This window comes from Bacillus sp. FCW2, assembly GCF_021228595.1.
In the GTDB taxonomy this organism is placed as follows: Bacteria; Bacillota; Bacilli; order Bacillales; family Bacillaceae; genus Bacillus; species Bacillus velezensis.
This window is the reverse complement of sequence record NZ_CP089436.1, coordinates 1,821,985-1,843,643: the sequence shown is the minus strand read 5'-3', so window position 1 is coordinate 1,843,643 and position 21,659 is coordinate 1,821,985. Positions and strand designations below refer to the sequence as shown.

19 protein-coding genes are annotated in these 21,659 nt (G+C 45.9%); all 19 read left to right on the top strand.

Annotated elements, in window-relative coordinates; translation table 11 throughout:
- The first annotated feature begins 46 nt into the window (after window positions 1-46).
- A complete protein-coding gene (locus K3G25_RS09410; RefSeq protein WP_007409813.1) occupies window positions 47-772 on the top strand; it encodes a GntR family transcriptional regulator in 726 nt (241 codons plus the stop codon).
- Window positions 773-883: 111 nt separating this feature from the next.
- Window positions 884-2,113, top strand: coding sequence for a bacillibactin exporter BcbE (locus K3G25_RS09405; RefSeq protein ID WP_017417794.1), 1,230 nt, complete (start codon window positions 884-886; stop codon window positions 2,111-2,113).
- Window positions 2,114-2,219: 106 nt separating this feature from the next.
- Window positions 2,220-2,675 (top strand): MarR family winged helix-turn-helix transcriptional regulator, encoded by a 456-nt coding sequence (locus K3G25_RS09400; RefSeq protein WP_003154157.1) that lies wholly within the window; start codon window positions 2,220-2,222, stop codon window positions 2,673-2,675.
- Window positions 2,675-5,794, top strand: coding sequence for an MMPL family transporter (locus tag K3G25_RS09395; protein WP_232489707.1), 3,120 nt, complete (start codon window positions 2,675-2,677; stop codon window positions 5,792-5,794). Before K3G25_RS09400 ends, K3G25_RS09395 begins: the two co-directional genes overlap by 1 nt.
- Window positions 5,795-5,945: 151 nt before the next feature.
- A complete protein-coding gene (yfmF, locus tag K3G25_RS09390) occupies window positions 5,946-7,226 on the top strand; it encodes an EF-P 5-aminopentanol modification-associated protein YfmF (RefSeq protein ID WP_012117578.1) in 1,281 nt (426 codons plus the stop codon).
- Window positions 7,223-8,509 (top strand): EF-P 5-aminopentanol modification-associated protein YfmH, encoded by a 1,287-nt coding sequence (yfmH, locus tag K3G25_RS09385; RefSeq protein WP_072177013.1) that lies wholly within the window; start codon window positions 7,223-7,225, stop codon window positions 8,507-8,509. The genes yfmF and yfmH overlap by 4 nt, the downstream gene beginning before the upstream one ends.
- Window positions 8,510-8,568: 59 nt before the next feature.
- Window positions 8,569-9,297, top strand: a complete 729-nt coding sequence (gene ymfI / locus K3G25_RS09380) for an elongation factor P 5-aminopentanone reductase (RefSeq protein ID WP_061862203.1) — start codon at window positions 8,569-8,571, stop codon at window positions 9,295-9,297.
- Between the two features lie 75 nt (window positions 9,298-9,372).
- Window positions 9,373-9,630 carry a DUF3243 domain-containing protein gene (locus K3G25_RS09375; RefSeq protein WP_003154150.1) on the top strand — a complete coding sequence of 86 codons (258 nt, stop codon included), beginning with the start codon at window positions 9,373-9,375 and terminating at the stop codon, window positions 9,628-9,630.
- A 127-nt stretch (window positions 9,631-9,757) separates the two neighbouring features.
- Window positions 9,758-10,549: a DUF3388 domain-containing protein gene (locus K3G25_RS09370; protein ID WP_003154149.1), complete on the top strand. Its 792-nt coding sequence runs from the start codon at window positions 9,758-9,760 to the stop codon at window positions 10,547-10,549.
- Between the two features lie 18 nt (window positions 10,550-10,567).
- Entirely contained in the window at window positions 10,568-11,467 is a 900-nt protein-coding gene (locus K3G25_RS09365; protein WP_014417801.1) for a helix-turn-helix domain-containing protein, read from the top strand.
- A 73-nt stretch (window positions 11,468-11,540) separates the two neighbouring features.
- On the top strand, window positions 11,541-12,122 hold the full coding sequence (pgsA, locus tag K3G25_RS09360) for a CDP-diacylglycerol--glycerol-3-phosphate 3-phosphatidyltransferase (protein ID WP_007409821.1): 582 nt from the start codon (window positions 11,541-11,543) through the stop codon (window positions 12,120-12,122).
- Between the two features lie 17 nt (window positions 12,123-12,139).
- The gene (locus tag K3G25_RS09355; RefSeq protein WP_021493669.1) at window positions 12,140-13,390 is read left to right on the top strand and encodes a competence/damage-inducible protein A; all 1,251 of its coding nucleotides are present in this window, start codon (window positions 12,140-12,142) and stop codon (window positions 13,388-13,390) included.
- 170 nt (window positions 13,391-13,560) lie between these two features.
- Window positions 13,561-14,604: a recombinase RecA gene (recA, locus tag K3G25_RS09350; RefSeq protein ID WP_003154145.1), complete on the top strand. Its 1,044-nt coding sequence runs from the start codon at window positions 13,561-13,563 to the stop codon at window positions 14,602-14,604.
- 166 nt (window positions 14,605-14,770) lie between these two features.
- The gene (locus K3G25_RS09345; RefSeq protein ID WP_017417799.1) at window positions 14,771-15,952 is read left to right on the top strand and encodes a serine hydrolase domain-containing protein; all 1,182 of its coding nucleotides are present in this window, start codon (window positions 14,771-14,773) and stop codon (window positions 15,950-15,952) included.
- A gap of 292 nt (window positions 15,953-16,244) precedes the next feature.
- A complete protein-coding gene (gene rny, locus K3G25_RS09340; RefSeq protein ID WP_003154140.1) occupies window positions 16,245-17,804 on the top strand; it encodes a ribonuclease Y in 1,560 nt (519 codons plus the stop codon).
- 60 nt (window positions 17,805-17,864) lie between these two features.
- Window positions 17,865-18,659, top strand: a complete 795-nt coding sequence (locus tag K3G25_RS09335) for a TIGR00282 family metallophosphoesterase (RefSeq protein WP_003154137.1) — start codon at window positions 17,865-17,867, stop codon at window positions 18,657-18,659.
- A 199-nt stretch (window positions 18,660-18,858) separates the two neighbouring features.
- Window positions 18,859-19,119, top strand: coding sequence for a stage V sporulation protein SpoVS (gene spoVS / locus K3G25_RS09330; protein WP_003154135.1), 261 nt, complete (start codon window positions 18,859-18,861; stop codon window positions 19,117-19,119).
- Window positions 19,120-19,376: 257 nt separating this feature from the next.
- Window positions 19,377-20,423 (top strand): L-threonine 3-dehydrogenase, encoded by a 1,047-nt coding sequence (gene tdh / locus K3G25_RS09325; protein WP_173613566.1) that lies wholly within the window; start codon window positions 19,377-19,379, stop codon window positions 20,421-20,423.
- Between the two features lie 12 nt (window positions 20,424-20,435).
- Window positions 20,436-21,614: a glycine C-acetyltransferase gene (locus tag K3G25_RS09320; RefSeq protein WP_029325912.1), complete on the top strand. Its 1,179-nt coding sequence runs from the start codon at window positions 20,436-20,438 to the stop codon at window positions 21,612-21,614.
- Window positions 21,615-21,659 lie beyond the last annotated feature (45 nt).

Genomic DNA, 21,659 nt, shown 5'->3' with positions numbered 1-21,659 from the left:
TCCCAATTGTTCAATAATTTATGAAAGTGGTTTACGGAGGGGAAACATGTCTACAAAAGCTGACAATCGTCACTTGTATCTAAAAGTGATTGAGCGAATCAAAGAGGATATACAAAACGGAATTTACACCGAAAAGGAAAAGCTTCCTTCTGAATTTGAGCTTTCAAAATCAATGGGTGTCAGCCGGGCAACTCTGCGTGAAGCTTTGCGTATCCTTGAAGAGGAGCATGTGATTATCAGAAGGCACGGTGTGGGCACTTTCGTCCATACAAAACCGCTGTTTCTTTCAGGTATTGAACAGCTCAACAGCGTGACGAAAACGATTCAGCAGGCGAACATGGTGCCGGGTACGATTTTTTTATCGTCTCAGGTCATCACGCCGTCTGATGAAGATATCGCTAGATTCCGGCTTGAGCCTGAGCAGGAGCTTTTTTATTTGGAACGCGTGAGAACGGCAAGCGGCACTCCGGTCGTTTACTGTTTAGATACGATTCCGATGCACATTCTGCCGAATTCTTTCTGTCATGAACAGGAGTCTATTTTTGATCTTTTGGAAAAAAACTCCGGGTCTGTGATCAGCTATGCCGTTGCTGATATCGAACCGATCGGATATCACGATACGATTTCGCCGGTTTTGGAATGCGAGCCGGAGACGGCGCTTTTATTGCTGAAGCAAACCCACTATAATCAGAATGATGAACCTGTGCTGTATTCATTAAATTATTTCCGGGCTGATAAGTTCAGTTTTCATGTTGTAAGAAAACGTTTTTAAGACAGACGCGTCATGTGTCTGTTTTTTTATTTGCCGTTTCAGTACATACTTTGTTTTCTGCAAGGCACAATAAAACAGGAAACAACCAAGTATAGTGAATGGGTGAATAAGTTGAGTAAGAAGAAAAATGGAACGAAAAATATCATTGCTCTGGCTTCTGTACCGCTCGTGATGACACTCGGGAATTCCATGCTGATTCCAGTGCTTCCGATGATTGAAAAGAAGCTGTCCATATCGTCTTTTCAAGTATCGTTAATTATAACGGTCTATTCGATTGTGGCGATTATTTGTATTCCGATTGCCGGATATCTGTCCGATAAATTCGGAAGAAAAAAGGTTCTTCTGCCTTGTCTTCTCATAGCCGGTGCGGGCGGAGCGCTTGCCGCGATAGCTTCCACCGCGTTCAAGCATCCTTATCCCATTATCTTGGCGGGGCGGGTGCTGCAGGGAATCGGTTCGGCAGGGGCGGCTCCTGTAGTGATGCCGTTTATCGGTGATTTATTCAAAGGGGATGATGAGCGGATTACCGCGGGGCTCGGCGACATTGAGACGTCAAACACAGCCGGGAAAGTAATAAGCCCGATTCTCGGGTCGCTCTTGGCTGCATGGTTTTGGTTTATGCCGTTTTGGTTCATTCCGTTTTTTTCGCTCATCAGTTTTTTTCTCGTATTGTTTTTGGTGGCAAAGCCGGAGGAACAAAAAGAAGCGCCTTCTATTTCCGAATTTGTGAAAAATGTCGGCCGCATATTTAAGCGTGACGGACGCTGGCTCTTTACGGTTTTTATCATCGGCTGCGTGATTATGTTTTTGCTGTTCGGGGTTCTTTTTTATTTATCAGACTCACTGGAGAAGAAATACGGAATTGACGGTGTGGCTAAAGGAGCGCTTTTGGCAATCCCGCTTTTATTTCTATCCGTCAGTTCATATATATCAGGCCGAAAAATCGGAAAAGACCAAGGCAAAATGAAGTTTTGCATCGTTTTCGGAATGAGTGCCGTGACACTGTCGTTTATCGGCCTATGGTGGAATCACAGTTTTTATTTATTATTTATCTTTTTGTGTGTCAGCGGTATCGGTATCGGAATGGCATTGCCGGCTTTAGACGCTGTCATCACAGAAGGCGTAGACAACGAGGAATCGGGAACCATCACCTCATTTTATAACAGCATGCGGTTTATCGGAGTAGCGGCGGGACCGCCGATCTTTGCTGCCCTGATGTCAAATGCAGGCTGGCTGATTTTTATTTTATCCGCTTTTTGCGGCATTGTGTCTGTATTTTTAGCGCTGTTAAATATCTCATCACAAGCAAAAGAAAAAAAGGAATCATTAAAGACGGTGTAATCTGCACTGTCTTTTTTTATTTTATTTTGAAGATTGACATGATACCGTCAAGTCGTTATTCTTTTTAATAGTTAAACATATTAACTATCGGAAGGAGGGGGAAAAGGTGCATGAAGAAAAAGTAAAGCAGCTGATTCAGCGTTATTCCGATGTATACCTGCACGTCTTAAAAAAAATTGACAGCATTATCGCTGAAAAAGTGAACAAAGAGCTGACATTGGACCAATATTACATACTTCGCTATATTATGCTCAATCCCGATTGCAAATCAATTGAACTGGCCGCGGTGTGCCACGTCAATAAAAGCGCCATTACATCTATGACGAACCGCCTGTATGAAAAAGGCTACATCAATAGAGAACGCAGCCAAAGCGACCGCCGGAGCATACTTTTAAATGTCACGGAAAAGGGGACGGAAGTATTTCACCGTGTGGAGCGGCGGATTGAGGAACTCGTCCGTTCATATATTATGTATTTTGATGAAGACGAGGCGGAGATGTTCGTGAATACATATGAAAAATTATATCGATTGATGATGACTGAGGAGGATCAGCAGACATAATGAAAAACATTATCCGAGCCCGCTGGATCATCGCCGCGGTATGGGTCGCCGCAACAGTGATATTTATGCTTACAGCGCCTGATATGGCTGAATTGACACGGGAGAAAGGGCAGATCTCCGTACCGGACGGATATTCCTCTTCTTACGCACATGAATTGCTTGATGAAATGTCTGATTCAGATGCACCGTCTTCTTCTGCCGTCATCGTATTTCACGAAAAAGGCTTAATGACAGACAAAAAAGATCGTCTGGAAGAAGCCGTCAGCACTTTGTCTGAACATAAAAAAGCGCTTCAGATTAAAACGGTGACTTCATACTTCGGGGAGAAAAATGACGACATCAAAAAACAGCTGCTGTCAAAAGACAGACAAACGATGCTCGTTCAGCTGCAGCTTGATACATCCAAAAACGATATCATCGAAATAAAAAATAAAATTGATAAAGAGCTGAAACCGTACGGCGTATCATACGGCATTACAGGCCAATCGCTGATCGACGAAGATGTGTTAAAAAGCTCACAGGACGGCTTAAAAAAGACTGAATATATAACGGTTGCTTTTATCCTGATCGTGCTGATTCTTGTATTTCGGTCAGTGGTCGCTCCGTTTGTGCCGCTTTTATCAGTATTGATATCTTATTTAGTCAGCCAGTCGATTGTCGCATTTTTAGTCGATCAGCTGAATTTTCCGCTCTCAACTTTTACTCAGATTTTTATGGTTGCGATTATGTTCGGAATCGGTACAGACTACTGCATTCTGCTTCTCAGCAGGTTTAAAGAAGAACTGTCGCATGGCGCTGATATAAGAGAAGCGATCGTCGTGACTTACAAAACGGCCGGAAAGACGGTTTTGTACAGCGGCGGTGCGGTGCTGATCGGATTTGCCTGCATCGGATTTGCGACATTTAAGCTGTATCAGTCGGCAGCCGCCGTTGCGGTCGGTGTCGCGGTGCTGCTGCTTGCGCTCATGACGATCGTGCCGTTTTTTATGGCTGTTTTAGGAAAAAGACTGTTTTGGCCTGTTAAGGGCGATATTTCCCATCCTCAAAGCAAAGCATGGGAAACGTCAGGGCGGTTTTCATTTAAAAGGCCGCTCATCAGTCTTGCAATCGTTGCGGTATTCACCGTCCCGCCTATCCTTCTTTACAAAGGGTCGCTATCTTACAACAGTCTTGACGAAATCGGGGATAAATATGAATCCGTCCGCGCGTTTAATACGATTTCAGACGCATTCGGCCCGGGAGAACTTCTTCCGGCCACAGTCGTCATCAAAAATGATGAGACTCTAAATACCGAAAAACACCTGATTGATATCGAAAAAATCAGCAGAGAACTTGAAAAAACAGAGGGTGTAAAAACGGTCAGAAGCGCCACGCGCCCTGCCGGAAACGGATTGAATCAATTATTTGTCACAAATCAGGCAAAGCAGCTTCAAGAAGGGCTTGATAAAGGCAATACAGGACTTGAAAAAATTACGGACGGATTAGGGCATGCCGCAAAGTCGTTAGCTGATTCACAGCCGCAGATCGAAGAGTCGGGGAAAAGCGTCAATCAGCTTATTGACGGAACATTGTCTCTGAAATCCGGGCTTTCTGATATAGGAGAAAACCTGAATAAACTGCAGGCTGGCGTGAACGAGAATAAAGCCGGCGTCGCCCAGATGAGAAAGCAGATTGAAGAGCAAAAACAAATGCTGACTTCACAGCTCAGCCAAAACAGCGGTCTCGCTTCAGAAACGCAAAACGCTTTAAAATTGGTAAAAACCGTCCTGCCGATGAAAGATGAAGCCAGCAGACAGCTTGCCGATTTGAACAAGCAGCTTGCCCGTCTGCCGTTTGCAAAATTGGAAGCGTCAATACCGTCAGTCAAAACCGATCCCTCTTACCAAGAAATCAAATCGTCCTTTACGGGTGTACAGTCAGCCGTTTCCAAGGCAAACGCGGATGCAGAAGCTTTTTCTAAACAGGTCGACATTCAAAAGGCTCATCTGCAGCAAGCGGAAAAACAATTTACCCGGCTGGCAGCCGCTCAGAAGAAGATTGACACTCAAATTAACGCAATGATCAACGGTCTGACCAGTATTGAAAACGGACTGCAGCAAGTGTCAGACGGACAGGGGGCTCTCGCAGGACAAATGCCGCGCCTTGAATCGGCGGCGGGACAGCTCGCGGAGGGCCAGAAAAAAATGCAGAGCGGTCTCGGCGATTTTTCTTCCCGGCTCAGCGATCTTTCTTCAGGCCTTAACGACAGTGTAAAAGGGCTTAAGAAAGTATCAAGCGGCATGATGGGGGCGAATGATTACCTGGGTGAGCTTCACAAGGCGTCAGACAAAGAAATGACAGGCTGGTTTGTGCCGAAAGACGCGTTGACAAACAGTGATTTCACAAGCGTGTTTAATACGTACATGTCAGATGACAGAAAAACGACAGAATTGACTGTCGTTCTTGATAACAATCCTTACTCAAATACGGCCATTCAAGATATTCAAGCGATCAAAGCGAGCGTAAAAAGGGCCATTCCGAACACGGATCTGAAGAATGCTTCCTTCGGCGTTTCGGGAGTCTCCAGCATGAATGCCGATCTGAAGGAAGTATCGGATTCAGACTTCAAACGGACGGCAATGTTTATGCTGGCGGGAATTTTTCTGATTCTCATCGTGATGCTGCGCTCCCTCATTATGCCTGTTTATTTAGTGGCGTCGCTCGTACTGACGTATTTCGCATCCATCGGCGTGACGGAATACATCTTTACACACTTCTTCGGGTATCCGGGCGTAAACTGGGCCGTGCCGTTCTTCGGCTTTGTCATTTTGATGGCTCTTGGCGTGGATTATTCCATCTTTTTAATGGACCGCTTTAATGAGCTTAAAAAAGAAGGAACGGAACCCGCAATGATCAGCAGTATGAAAAATATGGGTTCCGTCATCATTTCTGCGGCGATTATTTTAGCGGGAACCTTTGCGGCCATGCTGCCGTCAGGCGTTCTTTCCTTATTACAGATTGCAACCGTGGTATTAACAGGCCTTCTCATGTACGCAATTGTCGTCCTTCCGTTTTTTGTACCGGTCATGGTGAAAATATTCGGAAGAGCCAACTGGTGGCCTTTCAATTTGAAAAAATAACGTTCAATGCCTCTGCCTGTTTTCGGGCAGAGGTTTTTTGTTTCCTTATAAATCCTCCAGTTGATATAATTACATCTGCGTACTCTTTTTTGCGAATGCTCAAATTTGGTCATAATACATACTATGAAAGAATGAACGAAGGAGGTTTCACATGACTTACGTAAATGAAATGAAGTCAAAGCACGGCGGGATCACCGCCCACATCGTAAAGACCGAGAAATTTAAAACCGTTTCGCTGACGTTTAAAATGCTGGCTCCTTTAACGAAAGAGCTCGTAACAAAAAGGGCGCTGTTTCCGCATGTGCTTCTGCGCGGAACAGAAAGCCGCCCGAAAACCGCTGATCTGCGGTCTTATTTTGATGAGCTGTACGGCACATCCGTTTCAGCTGATCTGACAAAAAAGGGAGAACGTCATGTCATTACGTTCAGACTTGAGATTCCTAATGAAAAGTATCTGAAGGACCGCACACCGTTATTGGAAAAAGGTCTTCAGCTTTTATCAGAGCTTGTCTTTTCGCCCGCTTTGGAAAACGGCGCCTTCCTGCCCCTTTATGTCACGCAGGAAAAACGGACGCTGAAACAGCGGATTCAAGCCGTATATGATGATAAGATGAGATATTCTAATCTGCGTCTCGTTCAGGAAATGTGCAAAAGCGAACCGTATGCCCTTCACGTCAACGGAGAGTTCGATGATGTTGAACACATTACACCGCAAGATTTGTATGAAGCCTATCAAAAAGCCATACGCGAAGATCAGCTGGACCTGTACGTCATCGGCGATGTTGATACAGATCAGGTGAAAACGGCCGTTGATACGTATTTTAAAACGGAAGAACGGGAGCTGCAGCCTTTTGAAAGAAGCGCGGCGAATGAACAGCCCGATCCGAAGGAAGTCATTGATGAAGAGGACGTCAAGCAGGGCAAGCTGAATATCGGATTCCGGACCAATACGACATATACAGATCCGGATTATCCTGCATTGCAGGTGTTTAACGGGCTGTTTGGAGGTTTCTCTCATTCAAAGCTGTTTATAAATGTCCGTGAAAAAGCGAGCCTCGCCTATTATGCAGCCTCAAGGGTGGAAAGCTTCAAAGGGCTTTTGATGGTCATGTCGGGCATTGAGGTGAAAAATTACAAGCAGGCCGTCACCATCATTGAAGAACAGTTTCAGGCTATGCAAAACGGTGACTTTTCAGAAGATGATATCGCCCAAACGAAAGCCGTTATTAAAAATCAAGTATTAGAAACCATTGATACGGCATACGGTTTAGCGGAATTTCTGTATCAGCAGGCCTCGGCCCAAGTAGAGATACCGATCGAAAGATTCCTTGACAATATCGAGAAAGTGACAAAAGAGGACATTATCAATGTCGGAAAGAACATTAAGCTGGATACGACTTATTTCTTAAAAGGGACGGGGGGAGCATCTTGACTAAACCGATAAACTTCGAACAGCTTCAGGAAACGCTGTTTCATGAAAAAATGGCAAACGGCCTTGATGTCTATGTGCTGCCGAAACAGGGCTTTAATAAAACATACGCCGTGTTTACGACAAAGTACGGTTCCATTGACAATCAATTCGTTCCTTTAAATAAGGAAGAAATGGTACACGTCCCTGACGGAATCGCGCATTTTCTGGAGCATAAACTGTTTGAAAAAGCGGACGGCGACGTGTTTCAGGACTTCAGTAAGCAGGGGGCGTCGGCAAATGCCTTTACATCATTTACACGAACCGCTTATCTGTTCTCCAGCACTTCTAATGTGGAGAAAAACCTGGAAACACTCGTGGATTTTGTTCAGGACCCGTATTTCACGGAAAAATCAGTTGAAAAAGAAAAAGGCATCATCGGCCAGGAAATTAATATGTATGATGATAATCCGGATTGGCGGCTGTTTTTCGGCCTTATCGAAAATATGTATAAAGACCACCCCGTGAAAATTGACATTGCCGGAACGGTGGAGAGCATCTCACATATTACGAAAGATCTGCTGTATGAGTGCTACGAAACGTTTTATCACCCGAGCAATATGCTGCTCTTTATCGTCGGTCCCGCAGATCCTGAAGCGGTCATCAGCCAGGTGCGGAAAAACCAGGAGAAAAAGCCTTTTACAGACCAGCCCGAAATCAAACGTGAAGAAGTTCAGGAGCAGGAAGCGGTTTTCCGCCGGGAGCAGGAGTTAAAAATGAACGTGCAAGGCTCAAAATGTCTTGTCGGCTTAAAGGCGAAAGACCCTTATAAAACGGGGCAGGAGCTGTTGAAGCACGAGCTCAGCATGAACCTCATGCTTGAATGTCTCTTCGGAAAAAGCTCACCGCATTACGGTGACTTGTACGACAAAGGCTACATTGATGAAACCTTCAGCTTTGATTACACGGCTGAATACGGATTCGGTTTTGCCTCTGTCGGAGGAGATACACCGGAGCCGGATAAGCTCGCTGACGAATTAAAACACATGCTGCTTGATGCGGAATCAGCCGTGACTGCGGAAAAACTTGATCTTGCGAGAAAAAAGAAGATCGGGTCATTCTTAAAAGCGCTCAATTCGCCTGAATATATCGCCAACCAATTTACACGCTACGCCTTTTTAGATATGAGTCTGTTTGATGTCGTAACCGTACTGGAGCAGATTACGCTAGAAGACGTAAAGCGGGTCATTAAAGAAGAAATATCAGAAGACAGGCTGACAGTCTGCAAAGTCGTGCCAAAATCATAACAAAAACATCCCTCACGCCCTGAGGGATGTTTTTCTGGGGAAAGAAGGAGTATTGATTGATGAAACAGACAGCGCTCGTAACCGGAGCAAGCGGCGGAATCGGACAAAGTATAAGTGAAGTCCTCGCAAAAAACGGATATGACGTCCTTTTGCATTATCATTCTAATAAGGAAGCCGCACACAGGCTTGCGGAAAGGCTGAGCGCATCATTCGGCGTAAAAGCCTCCGTTATTCAGGCGGATCTGTCCTCACCGGATGGCGCGGAGACACTCAGCCGTTCCGTTAAGCAGCCTGTGGACGCTCTGATATTAAACAGCGGCAAAAGTCATTTCGGCCTGATTACGGACGTTACGGATGACACGGCGCGGGAGATGGTGCAGCTGCATGTGACGAGTCCGTTTCTTTTGGCGCGTAATCTGGTGCCCGGCATGATCCGGAAAAAAAGCGGGGGCATCGTCGCGATCGGTTCCGTCTGGGGAGAAACCGGCGCATCGTGCGAGGTATTATACAGCATGGTCAAGGGAGCGCAGCATTCGTTCGTCAAAGCGCTTGCCAAAGAGCTTGCTCCGAGCGGCGTCCGCGTGAATGCAGTCTCGCCGGGTGCCGTTGATACAAATATGCTTGATCAGTTCACGTCTGATGAAAAAGAAGCGTTGGCAGAGGAAATTCCCGCGGGCCGGCTGGCAAAGCCGGAGGAAATCGCCGAAGCGGCGGCCTTTTTATTATCGGACAAGGCTTCCTATATTACGGGGCATATATTATCCGTAAACGGCGGCTGGCACTGCTGAAAAAAATGTGTGTATAGTTTGCATCTGCACGGACAAAATAATTTTGTAACAACAGATGAAATGGAGGAACCCAACATGTCAGTATTAGAAAACTGGGATAATTGGAAGAATTTCCTTGGCGACAGATTGAACTATGCGCAGGAAAAAGGGATGAGTGATGAAACGATCACTGACCTCGCTACAGAAATCGGCGGTTACCTTGCGAACGAAGTCGACTCGAAAAACCATCAGGAAAAAGTGCTTGCTGATCTTTGGAGCGTTGCTTCTGAAGATGAACAGCGCGCCATCGCAAATATGATGGTGAAGCTTGTTGAAAATAACAGCACTCATTAAGAGGGGGGATTTCTCCTCTCTTTTTTTATGTTTTCCTCTATAGAGCAACATTCTTCTTTCTAATTAGAGAAAAATGTTTTATGATAAAGGAAGGTAAAAATTTGCCACAATGGAGGGGGTATATCATTTGGCAAAGCTCGAATGGTATTTTGAATATGAAATTCAAGTGAACCGCCCCGGCCTGCTCGGGGATATTTCATCTCTTCTCGGGATGCTGTCAATTAATATTGTCACAATTAACGGTGTCGACCTTTCCAGAAGGGGAATGCTGCTCAGATGCCGGCATATAGATCAAATTAAACGATTGGAATCAATTTTAAAAACAATGGAGACCATTAAAGTAACGAAGCTGAGAGAACCGAGGCTTCGCGACCGTCTCGCAGTCCGCCACGGAAGATACATTCAGCGTGATGCCGATGACAAAAAAACCTTCCGTTTTGAAAGGGACGAGCTCGGTCTTCTGGTTGACTTTATGGCCGAGCTGTTTAAAAAAGAAGGGCACAAACTGATCGGAATCCGTGGAATGCCGAGGGTCGGAAAAACGGAGTCCATCGTTGCGTCAAGCGTTTGTGCCAGCAAAAGATGGCTTTTCGTATCATCAACGCTGCTAAAACAAACGATCCGGAGCCAGCTGGTTGCCGATGAATACAGCACGGAAAACGTGTTTATCCTCGACGGCATCGTTTCGACAAGACGGGGATCTGAGCGCCATCTTCAGCTCGTCAGTGAAATTATGCGGCTTCCGGCGACAAAGGTCGTGGAGCACCCCGATATTTTTGTTCAAAATTCGGAGTATACGCTCGATGATTTCGATTATATTATCGAACTCAGAAATGATCCTGACGAAGTCATTACATATGAACATGCAGAAGAACCGCAAATGTTTGATCAGACCGGTTTTTCAAGCTTTGATTTTTAATATTGGAAGGTGTTTGTTGTGACAGAATTAGCAATCCGGCTTAAAGAAGCCAGAGAGGAAAAAGGGATGTCATTGGATGAACTCCAGGCGGCGACGAAAATTCAGAAAAGATACTTAACCGCTCTGGAAGAAGGCAATTATGACGTCATTCCCGGCAATTTTTATGTGCGGGCGTTTATCAAGCAATACGCTGAAGCTGTCGGGCTTGATTCAGATCAGTTATTTGAAGAATACAAAAAAGACATCCCTAACACGTACCATGACGATGTGTCGGAAAAAATCTCCGGTCTTGCCATGCAAAGGGAGCTTCCTAAGTCCGCTTCAAAGGCGGCGGAATGGCTTCCGACCGTCCTTGTCGTCATCGGTGTCATTATCGTCATCGCGATCATTTATGCGATTATTCAGCTCGGAATGAGTAAATCCGGGCAGACAGACGGAGACAAAGCCGTCACCCAAAGTGAGAGCAAGTATGAGATTCCTAAGGATTCTGCGCTGAAAAACGACGGCAATACAAATGACGAAGCGCAATCTGACAGCAAGAAAGATAAAAAGGACACAAAAGCATCAGAGCAGAAAAAGAAAGAAAAAAGCAGTGAAAAGACGGAGATCAAAGCGGCCGGAACGGAAGGCTCAGCTTCTTCATACAACGTCTCCGGGGCAGATAAGTATAAGCTTGAACTGATTGCTTCTGACAGCGCATGGATCCGCGTCCGTGATGACAGCGGCGGTTCTTTAAAAGAAGGAACGCTGCAAAAAGGCGAAACCTTTAAAAAAGACGTCACGGATCAAAAGCAGATTGAAATCCGCACGGGCTATGCCCCTAACCTGAAAATTAAAATCAACGGAGAGGTTCTGTCCTATGAACTCAATCCGCATGATGTGATGGCGCAGACCATCACAATCAAGATGAAAAAATAAAAGGGGAAAAGTCATCTGAACGATTAAGATGACTTTTTCTTCACGTCCGAGTACATATTATTGGAGGGGCTTTATGTTTAACTTACCGAATAAAATCACACTGGCAAGAATCGCTTTAATTCCTGTATTTATGATTATCATGCTTGTTCCTTTTCAGTGGGGCAGCGTTCATATAGGGGATGAATCGATTCCGGTAGCGCATCTTACGGGAGCTGTTTTATTCATTATCGCATCAACGACTGACTGGGTGGATGGCTACTACGCCAGAAAACTGAACCTCGTGACAAACTTCGGGAAATTTTTAGATCCGCTGGCTGACAAACTGCTGGTATCCGCGGCATTAATTACGCTTGTGCAGTTTGACCTTGCGCCGGCGTGGATGGTCATCATCATCATCAGCCGCGAATTTGCCGTAACGGGATTAAGACTTGTGCTGGCGGGAACGGGGGAAGTTGTAGCCGCCAATATGCTGGGGAAAATTAAAACATGGGCTCAGATCATCGCTGTTGCCGCGCTTTTGCTGCATAATCTTCCGTTTGAGCTCGTTTCTTTCCCGTTCGGCGATATCGCTTTATGGGTAGCTGTGCTCTTCACAGTCATTTCCGGCTGGGATTATTTTGCGAAGAACTGGGATGCGTTAAAAACATCTAACTAAGAAAGAAGGACTTAAAGATGGAAATAGCAAAAAAAGCAGAAATCATTGCAGTCGGCTCGGAGCTTCTGCTCGGCCAGATCGCCAATACGAACGCGCAGTTTATCAGTAAAGAGCTGGCGGAAATCGGTGTAAACGTGTTTTATCATACCGCTGTCGGTGACAATCCGGAGCGGCTTAAGCAAGTCATCCGCATTGCCGAAGAGCGCTCAGACCTGATTATTTTTTCAGGCGGCCTCGGGCCGACCAAGGACGATTTAACGAAAGAAACCATTGCAAACACACTGGGGCGCCCGCTCGTTCTGAATGACGAAGCATTCCGGTCGATCGAAGAATATTTCGTGAAAACAAAACGGACCATGTCGCCGAATAACCGCAAACAGGCGCTCGTCATTGAGGGCTCAGACGTTTTGGCGAATCATTTCGGCATGGCGCCGGGAATGCTTGCAGAGCACGGCTCAAGGCTTTATATGCTGCTTCCCGGGCCGCCGAGCGAGCTGTGTCCGATGTTTGAAAATGAAGCGAAGCCGCTGCTTCTTAAAAAGCTCGGTTCTAATGAGAAAATCGTTTCAACCGTGCTGCGGTTTTTCGGAATCGGTGAATCCCAGCTTGAAGCTGATTTAGAAGATATCATTGATGCGCAGACGAACCCGACGATTGCGCCGCTTGCTGCTGACGGAGAGGTCACGCTGCGTTTAACGGCGAAACATGCTGACGAAAAAGAAACAGAACGGCTTTTAAAAGAAACGGAAGCCGCCATTTTAGAACGTGTCGGTGAATTTTTCTACGGATATGATGATACGTCTCTGGTGAAGGAGCTTTCAAAAGCATGCAGACAAAACAAAATCACGATTTCCTCTGCCGAAAGCTTTACAGGCGGCCTGTTTTCAGAGTGGGTGACTGATTTAAGCGGTGCGTCTCAACTATTTGCAGGGGGCGTTGTCTGTTATTCCGACAGCGTGAAACAGCATGTGCTCGGCGTGAAAGCTGAGACGCTCGCAGAAAGCGGAGCGGTCAGCAAAGAGTGTGCGAAAGAGCTTGCAGCCGGTGTGAGAAAGCTGACCGGAAGCGATATCGGCATCAGCTTTACCGGGGTTGCGGGTCCCGACCCGCAGGAAGGGCATGCTCCCGGCCGCGTCTTTATCGGCATTTCGGCGGAAGGAAAAGAAGAGGTGCACGAATTTAACTTTGCCGGCTCAAGAACCGGAATCAGAAAGCGCGCCGCTAAATACGGCTGCCATCTCATTTTGAAAATGCTGGATCAAAAATAAAGTTTTAAAGAGCCGTTTTCTCTGATTTTTAAGTTTTATAAGGGAAATTATGCTCTTTTGCAGAAAAGCGAACGCGGAAAAAATCCGAATATGCGTTCGCTTTTTTCTTGGCAAATGCCAGTAAACAAGGTATAGTATATGTAGTGGCAAGATAAAGGAGGAAAAAATAAATGAGTGATCGTCAGGCAGCCTTAGATATGGCTCTTAAGCAAATAGAAAAACAATTCGGCAAAGGTTCCATCATGAAGCTCGGAGAAAAAACGGATACAAGAATTTCAACGGTGCCAAGCGGTTCCCTTGCACTTGATACCGCTCTCGGAATAGGCGGATACCCGCGCGGACGGATTATTGAAGTATACGGACCTGAAAGCTCAGGTAAAACGACTGTAGCGCTTCACGCAATCGCTGAGGTTCAGGAAAAAGGCGGACAGGCAGCATTTATTGATGCTGAGCATGCTCTTGATCCTGTTTACGCGCAAAAGCTCGGTGTCAATATCGAAGAGCTTCTGCTTTCTCAGCCGGATACGGGAGAGCAGGCGCTAGAGATTGCTGAAGCGCTGGTGCGAAGCGGAGCTGTTGATATCGTAGTCGTTGACTCTGTTGCGGCGCTTGTTCCAAAAGCTGAAATTGAAGGTGACATGGGTGATTCACACGTCGGTTTACAGGCGCGTCTTATGTCTCAGGCGCTCCGTAAGCTTTCCGGCGCCATCAATAAATCTAAAACAATCGCAATCTTTATTAACCAGATTCGTGAAAAAGTCGGCGTTATGTTTGGAAATCCGGAGACGACACCGGGGGGCCGCGCGCTGAAATTCTATTCTTCCGTGCGCCTTGAAGTGCGCCGTGCCGAGCAATTAAAGCAGGGCAACGACGTCATGGGGAATAAAACGAGAATTAAAGTCGTAAAAAACAAAGTCGCTCCTCCGTTCCGTACGGCTGAAGTGGACATTATGTACGGTGAAGGAATCTCCAAAGAAGGGGAAATCATCGACCTTGGAACTGAACTGGATATCGTCCAAAAAAGCGGTTCATGGTATTCTTATGAAGAAGAACGCCTCGGCCAAGGCCGTGAAAACGCCAAGCAGTTCTTAAAAGAAAATAAAGACATCATGCTGATGATTCAGGAGCAAATCCGTGAATATTACGGTTTGGACAATAACGGTGTAACGGACAAAGCGGAAGAAGTTCAGGAAGAGATGGAATTAGAAGAATAAAAACACGATCAAAAGAGCGGAATAAGCAATTTCCGCTCTTTTTTTGTGTGTTTCAAAAAACACTGGCTGTTTCGGAAAATTTTATCTGGAATGTTACAACTTTTTTCACCCTTCACTCGTCTAACATCATGGCGAAAGTTGAAATTATATCTGAGGAGGAAAAAAGATGACGAGCCCCCGCCGCACAAGAATAAATAAAAAAAGAAAGAAGAAGCTGATGAAAACGGGAGGGCTGTTTCTTTTTCTGCTGCTTGTCACTGTTTTTATTATGATCTGGACCGTCACAGCGCATCACCGGGAGAAGGAATCCGTTAAAAGCGCTCCCGCCGCTCAATCTGATACTTCAAAAGACCAGACTCAACAGAAAAAAGAAAAGACGCAAAAAGAGAAAACACCTAAATCAATCGATCACAATAAACAGATCAGCAATTACTTGCAACAGATCGGGTTCAGCGGCACAGCAATGATCGTAAAAGATGGAAAAGTTGTGCTGAAAAAAGGCTTTGGCTATGCGGACCGAAAACAAAAAATTAAAAACAATCCGGAGACATCATATTATATCGGTTCTTCACAAAAAGCGTTAATCGCGACGGCTGTCCTGCAGCTTGAAGAAAAAGGGCTGCTGCAGACGAGTGACCCCGTCAGTACATACTTGCCGAATTTTCCTAACGGCACGCGCATTACATTGAAAAACCTGCTCAATCATACGTCCGGCATAAACGGGCATATTGAGGGTCAGGGACCGATTTCTCCAATTGATTTAATCAAGGATATAGAAAACCGCGGAATTAAACGGCAGCCCGGGGTTTGGGATTACAGGGATTCCAACTATTCAGTGCTTGCTTATATCGTATCTCAGGTCAGCGGGGAGCCTTATGAACAATATATAAAAGAACACGTGTTCAAACCGGCCGGAATGAAGCATGCCGGATTTTACAAAACATTTGCCAAAGCCAAATATCCTGCCGTCGGCTACAAAGTCGATGAGAGCGGCAGTCTTGTAACGCCGCACCTTTTGGACTTATCGCAGCTGTACGGGGCAGGCGACATGTATATGAGCGCTGAAGATCTCTATAAATTTGATAAAGCGATCGTAAACAACACGCTCCTTTCAAAAGCAAGCTTCACAAAAATGTTTACAGCAGGAAGCAGTGCCGCTTACGGCATGGGGTTTTACATTGATCCGGGAAGCTATTCCAATCACGGTGTTATGCCCGGTTACAACATTTTGAACAGCTTCAGCCATTCGGCAAGCAAATATGTCATATTACTGTCAAACATTCAGAATAACGCCAAATTGGGACAGGTAAACAATAGAATTTATCAATTGCTTAACCAGGCGGACTGACAGAGCCGTCATTCACGAAAAGCAGATCTAGGTATGGTATGATATATACATGGCGAAGATTCCGAGCTGAAGGCGAATCGTTAAGCTGGCAAGCTTGACAAGTATTTCCGACACAATTACAATGAAGTTGTAACATTTGTTTTTTTAACATGATTGTTAAACCATTTAAACTTGACAAGGGCATGAGAGACTCATTCCCTGTGAAGGTTCTGTATGTTGAGAAAATCAAACAATGTACATGCCGGCACTTATTTAAGCAAAAACCAAGTTCATAGCAAGAGGAGGTGAAAGTATGACCCCAATGACGGTTCTCATCTCCATTTTGCTGACTCTGCTCGGTTTAGTTGTTGGCTACTATGTTCGTAAAACCATTGCCGAAGCAAAGATTGCGGGCGCACGCGGTGCTGCCGAGCAAATCCTTGAAGATGCAAAGCGTGATGCTGAAGCACTGAAAAAAGAAGCTCTGCTTGAAGCAAAGGACGAAATCCATACACTTCGAATAGATGCTGAACAGGAAGTTCGTGAAAGACGAAATGAGCTTCAAAAACAAGAAAACCGTTTACTTCAAAAAGAAGAAAATCTTGACCGTAAACATGAAGGAATTGATAAACGGGAAGCGATGTTGGAGAAGAAAGATCATTCTCTGAATGAACGACAACAACATATTGAAGAGATGGAAAGCAAAGTGGATGAGATGATTCGTATGCAGCAGTCAGAACTCGAACGCATTTCGAGCCTGACACGGGATGAAGCGAAACAAATCATTCTTGACCGGGTTGAAAATGAGCTTTCACATGACATCGCCATCATGACAAAAGAAACCGAAAACCGTGCGAAAGAAGAGGCAGATAAAAAGGCGAAAAACATTCTGTCGCTTGCTTTGCAGCGCTGTGCAGCAGATCATGTTGCCGAAACGACGGTATCGGTCGTCAATCTTCCGAATGATGAGATGAAAGGACGTATCATCGGCCGTGAAGGGCGTAACATTCGTACGCTTGAAACGCTTACAGGTATTGACCTGATTATTGATGACACACCTGAAGCAGTCATTCTTTCCGGATTTGATCCGATCAGACGGGAGACGGCAAGAATCGCTCTTGATAAACTCGTTCAGGATGGCCGTATTCACCCGGCGCGCATTGAAGAAATGGTTGAAAAATCCCGCCGTGAGGTTGATGACTATATCCGGGAAATGGGTGAGCAGACGACGTTTGAAGTCGGCGTTCACGGACTCCACCCGGATCTGATCAAGATCCTCGGCCGGTTGAAATTCCGTACAAGCTACGGGCAGAACGTACTGAAACATTCTATGGAAGTTGCGTTTTTAGCCGGTTTAATGGCTTCCGAGCTTGGAGAAGATGCAAAGCTTGCCAAGCGGGCCGGTCTTCTGCATGACATCGGAAAAGCAATTGACCATGAAGTGGAAGGAAGCCACGTGGAAATCGGAGTGGAGCTTGCGACCAAATATAAAGAGCATCCAGTCGTCATTAACAGTATTGCGTCACACCACGGAGACGAAGAGCCGACTTCCATTATCGCCGTTCTGGTCGCTGCCGCTGATGCACTGTCAGCCGCAAGACCGGGCGCGAGAAGTGAAACGCTCGAAAACTATATCCGCAGACTTGAAAAGCTTGAAGAAATCTCCGAGTCTTACGAAGGTGTTGAAAAATCATTTGCGATTCAGGCCGGCCGTGAAGTTCGCATCATGGTGAAGCCGGACTCCATTAATGATTTAGAAGCCCATCGTTTGGCACGTGATATCCGTAAACGAATTGAGGACGAGCTTGATTATCCGGGCCACATTAAAGTGACCGTAATCAGAGAAACTCGAGCCGTAGAGTATGCAAAATAAAGTGATGCTTAGCGCATCACTTTATTTTTTTGAGTCCCTGAAAAGGAAGGAATGGAATGTATGAGAATTTTATTTATCGGAGATGTTGTCGGTTCCCCGGGCCGCGACATGGTAAAAGAATATGTCCCGAAACTGAAAGCGAAACATAAACCGCATTTTACAATTATTAACGGAGAAAATGCAGCACACGGAAAAGGACTGACAGAAAAGATCTACCACAGCCTGATGGAAGCGGGAGCCGATGCCATTACAATGGGAAACCATACGTGGGATAAAAGAGAGATCTTCGACTTTATTGATGATGTGCCGCATCTTGTCCGCCCGGCGAACTTCCCGGAAGGTACACCGGGCAAAGGCATTACCTATATTAAATCGAACGGAAAAGAGCTTGCCGTCATTAATTTACAGGGGCGGACGTTTCTTCCGCCGCTTGATGATCCGTTTGCTAAAGCGGATGAATTAATAGAAGAAGCGAAAAAGCGCACGCCGTACATTTTTATTGATTTTCACGCCGAAGCGACAAGCGAAAAAATTGCGATCGGCTGGTACACAGACGGAAGAGCCTCTGCCGTGGTAGGCACCCATACACACGTGCAAACGGCAGATAACCGCATTTTACCGAAAGGAACGGCATATATTACTGATGTAGGCATGACGGGTCCGTACGACGGAATTCTCGGTATGGACAGAGAAACGGTCATCAAGCGGTTTAAAACCAATCTTCCCGTCCGGTTTACGGTGGCGGAAGGTAAAACTACGCTGAGCGGAGTGCTCATTGACATCGACGATCAAACGAAAAAGGCCGTAAATATCGAACGGATATTAATCAATGATGACCATATGTTCTTTGAATAGGTGATCATGTGTTTATTTTATAAAAATATTAAAAGGAAAAGCAGGAATATAGCAACTTCTTAGTGAATATAGTAGAAATGGAAGGTAGCCCGCTATTTTTGAAAAGCATTGTGGGGATGGCTTTTTGGATAGCAACATCTAATAATGATTGTTCTAATGAACACTCACTTATCCATTGTAAAACTAAGGGGGAGCAGAAATGGAAATCTTAAAAGTTTCAGCAAAATCAAGTCCAAATTCAGTAGCAGGCGCGCTTGCCGGTGTATTGAGGGAACGCGGAGCCGCCGAAATTCAAGCAATTGGGGCGGGTGCCTTAAACCAGGCTGTTAAAGCGGTTGCGATTGCCAGAGGCTTTGTCGCGCCAAGCGGCGTAGATTTGATTTGTATTCCGGCTTTTACAGATATACAGATTGACGGAGAAGAAAGAACGGCGATTAAGTTAATCGTCGAACCCCGTTAAAAACAAAAACACGACATTCTCAACCTGCTTGCGTAAGGCGAGCGGGTTGTTTTTATTGTTGTCATATTTTCTCACAATATTATATTGATAGTACGAAGAGATGATAAATGGCTTTATTCATATAATATTCAAAAAAAATCCCGCCCATTTTTCCGGACGGAAGCAGTTGTTTTCTTGGAGTGGACACTGGTATTTACCTCCTTTTTATCTCGTGTTACAATCCAGTTATTACAGTGTTTTTTCGAGGAGGAGTGTACATGTTGGGAGGAAAGATGAAAGCTATCGTCAAAAATGAAAACGCTTTCGGAGCAACTCTGAAAGAAATTCCCATACCTTCCATTAATGAGAATGAAGTTCTCATTAAAGTACAGGCCGCATCTATATGCGGTACAGATGTGCATATTTATAATTGGGATCAATGGGCGCAGAAACGAATCAAAACACCTCAAGTATTCGGACATGAATTCAGCGGTATCGTAGCGGAAACGGGCAAACACGTCACAAATGTCAAAATAGGTGACTACGTTTCGGCTGAAACCCACTTCGTCTGCGGTACTTGTGTCCCTTGTTTAACAGGAAAACATCATGTGTGCACCCATACAAAGATCCTCGGCGTAGATACAGCCGGTTCCTTCGCTGAATATGTCAAAGTGCCGGCTCGAAATGTTTGGAAAAATCCCGCTGATATGGACCCCGCCGTCGCTTCTGTTCAAGAGCCGCTTGGCAACGCGGTGCATACGGTGCTGGAAAACAGCCAGCTTGCGGGCGGTTCCGCTGCAATTATCGGTTGCGGACCGATCGGACTGATGGCGGTGGCGGTGGCTAAAGCGGCCGGTGCGTCCCGTATTGCGGCCATTGATAAAAATGATTACAGGCTGGCTCTTGCGAAGAAATTGGGAGCCACGATCACCATTCCAGCTGACGAGGAAGATCCGCTTGAGGTGATCGACACCTTAACAGGCGGAGAAGGAATCGACCTTGTCTGTGAAATGTCCGGCCACCCGACAGCCATAACACAAGGATTAAAGATGGCGGCCAACGGGGGAAGGTTCCACATGCTGAGTCTGCCGGAACGTCCGGTGACGGTTGACCTGACAAATGACGTGGTGTTTAAAGGACTTACCGTCCAAGGCATCACAGGCAGAAAAATGTTTGAAACATGGCGGAAGGTATCGCACCTGCTTGAATCCGGCCTTGTTGATCTGACGCCGGTGATCACGCATCAGTTTCCGCTTGAAGACTTTGAAAAAGGGTTTGACCTGATGAGAAAGGGCCGGTGCGGCAAAGTCATTTTGATTCCATAAGGGGAGGGTTCTATAATGAAAGAATTTGAATTTCTAAAAGCCGAGCTTGATAAAATGAAAGAAAATAAAACGTGGCAGCAAATGAAACAAATTGAAACGAAGCAGGGTCCGTCGGTGGAAGTCAAAGGGGAAAACGTGATACAGCTTTCATCGAACAATTATCTCGGTTTGACGTCGCATCCAAGGCTTGTCGAAGCGGCCAAACGCGCCGCGGAAGAATTCGGAGCGGGTACGGGGTCCGTCCGGACAATCGCCGGAACATTCACAATGCACAATGAGCTGGAGAAGAAATTGGCAAACTTTAAAAAAACAGAAGCGGCACTTGTTTTTCAATCGGGGTTCACAACGAATCAGGGCGTCCTATCAAGCATTCTTACAAAAGAGGATATCGTGATCTCTGACGAACTGAACCATGCTTCCATCATTGACGGGATCAGGCTCACAAAAGCAGATAAAAAGGTGTACCGCCATGTTGATATGGACGATTTGGAAAGGGTGCTGAAAAAATCGATGAATTACCGCATGCGCCTGATCGTCACCGACGGCGTATTCTCAATGGACGGCAACATCGCTCCTTTGCCTGACATCGTCAAACTTGCAGAGGCGTACGATGCCTTTGTGATGGTCGACGACGCGCATGCTTCCGGCGTACTCGGAAAAAACGGAAGGGGAACGGTTAATCACTTCGGGCTTGACGGAAGAGTCCACATACAGGTGGGCACATTAAGCAAAGCCATCGGAGTGCTTGGCGGTTACGCCGCAGGATCGCAGGTTCTGATCGATTACCTGCGCCATAAAGGGCGCCCTTTCTTATTCAGCACTTCTCATCCGCCTGCGGTAACGGCCGCATGCATAGAGGCCATTGACGTCCTGCTGGAAGAGCCTGAGCATATGGAAAAGCTATGGGAGAACACGGCGTATTTCAAAGACAAACTGGTTCAAATGGGGCTGACCCTCACAAAAAGCGAAACACCGATCGTGCCGATATTAATAGGGGAGGAAGAAAAAGCCCAGGCATTATCAGACCTTTTATTGACCCGCGGCGTGTTTGCACAAAGCATCGTGTATCCGACGGTCGCCCAAGGAAAAGCGAGAATCCGCACCATTATTACGGCGGAGCATACAAAAGAGGAGCTTGACCGGGCACTGGAAGTAATCCGTTCAGCCGCAAAAGAGCTTCAGCTTGTGTAAGGGGGAAATGATTCCCTCTTTTTTATTTCTTATTGATTCTTATTC